At 58.6% G+C, this 6561-nt stretch carries 5 protein-coding genes; 3 read left to right on the top strand and 2 right to left on the bottom strand.

Going from position 1 to position 6561, the window contains the following annotated elements; genetic code table 11:
* Window positions 1-181, bottom strand: a 181-nt coding sequence (locus tag WCA53_RS25065; protein WP_423916767.1) for a hypothetical protein, incomplete at its 3' end; no start/stop codon positions are given.
* On the opposite strand from WCA53_RS25065, the gene WCA53_RS25060 reads away from it, so the two are divergent.
* The 3 genes from WCA53_RS25060 to WCA53_RS25050 are packed head-to-tail and all read left to right on the top strand — an operon-like array spanning window position 164 to window position 6295.
* Entirely contained in the window at window positions 164-2530 is a 2367-nt protein-coding gene (locus WCA53_RS25060; protein WP_423916765.1) for a DNA polymerase II, read from the top strand. The two genes, WCA53_RS25065 and WCA53_RS25060, sit on opposite strands and share 18 nt — an antisense overlap.
* A gap of 55 nt (window positions 2531-2585) precedes the next feature.
* Window positions 2586-3878, top strand: coding sequence for a cytosine permease (locus WCA53_RS25055; protein WP_423916763.1), 1293 nt, complete (start codon window positions 2586-2588; stop codon window positions 3876-3878).
* 5 nt (window positions 3879-3883) lie between these two features.
* A complete protein-coding gene (locus WCA53_RS25050; RefSeq protein WP_423916761.1) occupies window positions 3884-6295 on the top strand; it encodes an ATP-binding protein in 2412 nt (803 codons plus the stop codon).
* On the opposite strand, the gene WCA53_RS25045 is transcribed toward WCA53_RS25050, so the two are convergent.
* Window positions 6265-6561: winged helix-turn-helix domain-containing protein (locus WCA53_RS25045; protein WP_423916759.1), on the bottom strand; the 297-nt coding region annotated here is incomplete at its 5' end. The two genes, WCA53_RS25050 and WCA53_RS25045, sit on opposite strands and share 31 nt — an antisense overlap.

The raw sequence follows: 6561 nt of genomic DNA, 5'->3' as shown, positions 1-6561 counted from the left end.
AGATTGCACCGATCCATTCGCGGCATAGCCACCGTCCGCCTTTGTTCCAGCGTAGCATCCGACGAACAACTCCGACGCCTGGAAAAATTTGCAGCGCAGTTTGCCGGAGTGGGTTGCGCGGCGGAATCAGTTCAAATTTGAACATGCCGGAGAACGACCAAACTTGGCCGAGCATCAACAAGGTTTTATTCTGACGCGTCATTGGCGGGACACCGCTGATGGGACCGAGGTCGAATTCTGGCTGGCGACGGACGACGGTCCCCGCCACCTGCGCTTGCGTCCGCAGGAATCCGTGGCGTTCATCCCGGCCGAAAGTCGCGCGCGCGCAGAGACCGTCTTGCAACGCGAGACGCGGGTCGAACTCCGTGCGCTGGATCTCGTCGACTTCAATCATCGCCCGGTATTGGGTCTTTATTGTCAGCAGTACCGGCAATTGACGGGGCTGCAACAGCGCCTGAAGCTGGCCGGCGTCGATGTCTACGAGGCCGACATCTTTCCGCCGGATCGCTACATGATGGAGCGATTTATCACGGCCCCCGTCGCGTTTGGCGGCGAGTCTCAGCGCGACGGCCCGCTTCTTAGCAGCGAATTGAAGCCAGCGCCAAGCTATCGCCCGAAGCTGAAACCGGTTTCGCTCGACATTGAAACCAGCGCCAACGCGGAACTGTATTCGATCGCACTCGAAGGCTGCGGCGAGCGCCAGGTCTATATGCTCGGGCCGCCCAATGCCGAGGACAACCACATCGACTTCAAGCTTGAATACTGCGAAAGCCAGCCACGCCTGTTGGAGAAGCTCAACGAATGGCTTGAGAAGCACGATCCCGATGCAATTATCGGCTGGAACGTGGTTCAGTTCGATTTGCGCGTATTGCATGAACACTCGGTGCGGTATCAGGTTCCACTGCGGCTAGGCCGCGGCGGAAGCGTCATGGAATGGCGGCAGCACGGTCTCAAGCAGAATCATTTCTTCGCGGGTGCTGCGGGCCGATTGCTTATCGATGGTATTGAAGCGCTTCGGTCCGCGTATTGGAGCTTCCCCTCCTTTAGCCTCGAACATGTCGCGCAGACGGTGCTGGGTGAAGGCAAGGCTATCGATAATCCCTACCAGCGCATGGACGAAATCCAGCGTCGCTTTGATGAGGACAAGCCCGCGCTCGCACGCTACAACCTCAAGGATTGCGAACTGGTTACGCGGATCTTTGCCAAGACCGAGTTAATGCCGTTCTTGCTCGAACGCGCCACGGTCACCGGTCTGCCCGCCGATCGCAGCGGCGGATCGGTGGCGGCCTTTACACATTTGTATTTGCCCCGGATGCATCGGCAAGGCTTCGTTGCGCCCAATCTTGGCGATGTCGCCGGTGCGGCAAGTCCAGGCGGATTCGTGATGAACTCACGTCCGGGTCTTTACGATTCTGTCATTGTTCTCGACTACAAGAGCCTCTATCCATCGATCATTCGCACATTCCTTATCGATCCGGTTGGACTGGTCGATGGCATGCGCAACCCCGACGATCAAGATTCAGTGCCGGGCTTTCTCGGCGCGCGTTTCTCGCGAACGCGTCATAGCCTGCCTGCGATCGTTGAACAAGTATGGAACGGCCGCGATGAAGCCAAGCGCGAGCAGAACAAGCCGCTCTCGCAAGCATTGAAGATCATCATGAACGCGTTCTACGGCGTGTTGGGGTCCACGGGCTGCCGCTTCTTCGACCCTCGCCTTGCTTCGTCGATCACCCTGCGCGGTCATGAAATCATGCACAGGACACGTGAATTGATCGAAGCCGAAGGGTACGAAGTGATCTACGGCGACACTGATTCGACGTTCGTCTGGTTAAAGCACGCTCGCAGCGAAGAAGAAGCGGCGCGCATTGGCGCAGCGCTCGTCGAACGGATCAACGTGTGGTGGCGACATCATGTACGAGAGCGCTTCGATCTGGAGAGCGCGCTTGAGCTGCAATTCGAACGACACTATCGCCGATTTTTCATGCCCACAATTCGCGGTGCGGAGGAAGGCAGCAAAAAGCGCTACGCCGGCCTTAGCGCACAACCTGACGGTAGTGAGGAAGTCGTCTATAAGGGGCTTGAGACGGTTCGAACAGACTGGACGCCGCTTGCGCAGCGTTTTCAGCGCGAGCTCTACTTGCGAATATTTAAGCGCGAGCCCTATCAGGAGTACGTCCGTGACTACGTGCGCCGCACGCTGAACGGTGAATACGATGAGTTGCTTGTGTATAGAAAGCGCCTTCGCCGGCCGCTCGATGCGTATGTGCGCAACGTGCCGCCTCATGTCCGCGCGGCTCGCGTAGCCGACGAGTTTAATCGCGAGCGCGGACGGCCCTTGCAGTACCAAAGCGGCGGCTGGATCAGCTATGTCATGACGGGCGCAGGGCCGGAACCGCTTGAGACCTGGCAGTCAGGTATTGACTATGATCACTATCTGACGCGCCAGCTGCAACCCATAGCCGATGCCATATTGCCGCTTCTTGGGACCGCGTTCGAGACGCTGATTTCGGGGCAGCACGAGTTGTTTTAGACTTAGCGTTTCGTATGACAATCTGACCACTCGCAAAACACCAGGTGACACCATCATGGACCTCCGTCGCAATTTGACCGACAGCACCGGTGTCCAGCCGATACCGTTGTCGCGACGAAGGGGGCTGCTGTTCCCCGCATTTGCGTGGTCGGGCTTCACGTCTGCGTTTGCATCGATCATTGTAGGTAGTCAACTGCAATCGGAACTTGGGACGTTCGACGCGTTGTTTGCCGTCATCCTGGGAAACTGGATTCTCTTCGTCTATGCGGCGGCGATAGGCTTTGCCGCGGGCCGCTGGGGTCTAAGTTCGCAACTGATGCTGGAGGCAGTATTCGGTCGATGGGGAGCGCTTATCCCGGGTCTCCTTCTCGGATGTCTCGTGACCGGGTGGTTCGCTTTTCACGTGATGCTCACCGCCGCGATCCTCTCTGTGGCGTTGCGGCTTCCCAGCGGCTCGGTGGTTTTGATCTGTATCGTGGGCGTGCTGTTCGCAACGCCCGTGATTGCGCGAATCAGCCGCGGCTTCAACGTCACCGCGATCGCCTATCCCGCAATGATTGTATTCGCGGGAATCGTTATCGCCCGTTACCTTGCGCCCAAGTCGTTGGACTTGCTGGACGGGACAATTGGCGGCGCGCTGCCTTTTGGAACCGGCGTCTGCATTGCATTTGGCACCTTTGTGGTAAGTGGGACCATGACGGGGGACATCGTGCGCTATTGCCGGACCGGAAACGAAGCGGTGCAGGCCATGGCGTTCGGCTTTCTCCTTTCAAACTTGCCGTTCCTTATCCTCGGTGTGCTCGTCGCGGCTGCGCGCGTCCGAGTGACCGATCTGTTTGCCGCTCACAACGCACTCTCGTTTCTTCTGCTGGCCCTCGTGATCGCGTCAAACTGGGTGACTTGCGATGCTTGCCTGAGTAACGCCGGCGTCACGCTTAAGAGCGCATTCCCCGGGATGCCATGGATAGTCGCATCGGCGGCAATAGCACTTCTTGGCGTTCTCTTAGCGGCCAACAACGGGGTTGGCGATGCATCCCGCTGGACGTTGTTTTTGTCGGCAACGGTTCCGCCGTGTGGCGGTGTCATCGTCGCCGACTATTACGTCTTGCGGGTGCGTATGGGCTTTGCCCGCAAGAGAGTGGCTTTAGTCAATATAGCTGCGCTGATCGCGATGGGAGCGGGCATTGCTGTGGCATTTGTTGGTCTGCAATACGACCCTGGTGTTATTGCACCCTTGATCGGGGCGCCTGCAGCGGGGGCCCTGTATCTCCTGCTTTCCCGCTTCGCCCCCGGCCGGCTGGGGACGGAGGTCGGCGGCACCTCACTTGGGGCGGAAGCGCTCGATTGACGCCCATGTTCCGATCGAAGGCCAGACTCGTTACCTTTCGTCCGCCTGCCGAGGCGAGGACTGCGATTGTCGCGATCATCCTGATCTCGTCGCTCGCATTCCTGCTGTTTCAAGTCCGCAAAGATGTGTTTGCCAATCTTGCGCTCCATCAGGCGAGGCTCGCGATCGAACTCGCCTATGCCGACGCAGCACCGGAAACCATTGATATCCACAACAATGCTCTACGCCCGCTTCCCATATTCGGAGATATTAGTGCGTGGCCCGGCCAGAAGACGACGGTCACTCCGCAGACATTGCCATTGCCTTGTGGGGCAGGCGCTGCATGCACCGGTGCGACGACGCAGGGAGCTCAGGATACCGGGGGAAAGTTTGTCATACGACATGGCCAACTGTTCGCTTCGATTCGAGGCCGGAACGTTGCCATTCAGACGTCTGCGCCGCTTGCTTCCTTGACAGCCGGTTTGACAGGCAGGATTGCTACCGATATCGCCGGCGTGCTGTTCCTTGGATGCCTGCTCTTGCTCGTTCGTGAAAGCAGGCTTAGCGATTACTCGGTACGTCGTCTCCTGGACGCGTCGCCGATTCCATTGCTGCTGCTCGATTCGAACGGTCATATCGAGTTCGCCAATCACGCTGCGCTCGACCTTTTTCTGGCTGATCGCACGCGATCGCTGCGCGCGCTCGAGGAAAATCTCCAGCGTCACGAAAAGTTCTGCGCGTGGCTGATCGGAACGCAGGATACCGACGGCTTGATTCAAAACGCCGAGTTCGAGATTTCGATGTCTGCCGACAGCATTCGCCAACTGCTCGTCTCACGGCAATCGTTGCTGGTCCGGTCCAGGCAAATGATTATCGCGAGTGTCGCTGACATCACCGTGAGGCATGAAGCAGAAACCGCCTTGGTCAAGGCCAAGAACGCCGCTGAAAGTCTGGAGCGGATGAAATCCCAGTCGCTTGCCATGATCAGTCACGAGCTTAGGACGCCGGTTAATGGGGTTCTCGGGCTGGCACAGCTGCTCGCCGGATATGAACTTCCCGATGCGGCCTCAAAGATCGTGCGCAGGATGATTCAAGCCGGCAGAACCTTAGCGGTCGTCATCAACGACATCGTCGACCTTGCGATGCTCGAGGTCCGCCACATTCGTCTGGAGCGCAATCGCTTCAATCCGCAGGAGGTAATCGCCGGCGCCGCCGCGCTTGCGAGCGCCGCAGCCGTGCAGAAGGGAATCGGAATCCGGGTGAGCAGCCTCACGCCGCTTCCGCCGTCCGTGTTGGGTGACCCCGCACGCCTGCAGCAGATCATCATCAATCTGGTAAGCAATGCGATCAAGTTCACGGAGGCGGGCGTGATCGAGCTAAAAACAGACCTTGGCGCGCGTCATGAACGATCCATCGAACTCGTCATTGAAGTCGTGGACACCGGAATCGGTATTGCACCTGACGTCCTTCCGCGCCTGTTTCAGCCCTTCTCACAAGGGGAAACCGGACATGAGAGGCGCTTCGAGGGAACCGGCCTTGGCCTTGCCATTAGCAAGGGGCTGGCCGAAGCGATGGGCGGCACGATTTCAGTGACTAGCGAGCTAGGGCATGGTTCGACTTTCGCCGTAACATTGCCGTTCGAACTGGCGGACATCGAGGAGAGCGGCCCTAAGAAGGCGTTAGCCTTGCGCGTTTTGGTGGTGGATGACGTCGCGCTCAATCGCGAGATCGTTGCCGAATTGCTGCGTGCAGAGGGTTGTGAGGTGACCTCGGTCGAGTCGGGGCAGGAGGCGATTGACATCCTCAAGGTCGAAAAATTCGACGTGGTGCTCATGGATATCCGTATGCCTGGAATGGACGGACTTACCGCGACTACGTTGATTCGCGCGAGTCGTGAGCCATGTCGGCATCTTGGTCCGATCCTTGGACTGACCGCGAATCCTCTTCCTACAGAACGGCCGCTTTATCGGTTGCGAGGCATTGATGAAATTATCCAGAAGCCCGTCGATGTGGAGCAGCTTAGGAGTATTTTGGAGCGGACGCTGCTCCGTGCGGAGGTGGCTACCACTGCCCTCCCCGAGCGCATCAGTCATCTTCAGAATGCTCTAGGGCAAGAGCGTACCGAGCGCATTGTCGGATCGTTTGCGATGGTTGCCGACGAAGACGTCGAGGCCATCGCACAAGGTTGCGCGCGCGTGAACCTCGAAGATGTCATCCACCACGCGCACCGATTGTCCGGCGCGGCGTCCAACGTCGGGTTCCAGCGACTCGCGGATGCGGCAAGCGAACTAGAGCAAATCGCGCAGACCGGGAGTACCCTGGGCGTAGCCGATGCCGCGCTAAACGTGGTGGCCCTCTACAAGGCAACTGAACGCTGCATTCACACCTGGTTTCCTTCTGCGTCGGGTCAGGGCGAGAACAGATATCCCGTGCCGTGAACCGTCTTGATCAACAGTGGATTGTCGGGATCGATTTCGATCTTGCGACGCAGACGACGCACGAGCGTATCGACCGTTCTATCCATCGATTCGAAGCGCCGTCGGCTTGTCGCCGCAATCAGCCGCTCGCGAGACATCACCTGCCCCGTGTTCTTGACGAGCGCGACAAGAAGATCGAACTCGGCAGTCGTGAGAGCAACGGGACGGCCACTCTCGTCCATCAAGCTCCTGCCTCGCGTGTCCAGCTGGAATCGCCCGAATGACAG

Origin of the sequence: Caballeronia sp. (assembly GCF_049581465.1) — a bacterium.
Taxonomy (GTDB): Bacteria; Pseudomonadota; Gammaproteobacteria; order Burkholderiales; family Burkholderiaceae; genus Caballeronia.
This window is presented reverse-complemented; position numbering and strand designations above follow the sequence as displayed.

What these genes read in the sequence shown, in the direction of transcription:
- WCA53_RS25055 (WP_423916763.1), top strand. Translation starts at nt 2,586, where the DNA reads ATGGACCTCCGTCGCAATTTGACCGACAGCACCGGTGTCCAGCCGATA.
- WCA53_RS25050 (WP_423916761.1), top strand. Translation starts at nt 3,884, where the DNA reads ATGTTCCGATCGAAGGCCAGACTCGTTACCTTTCGTCCGCCTGCCGAG.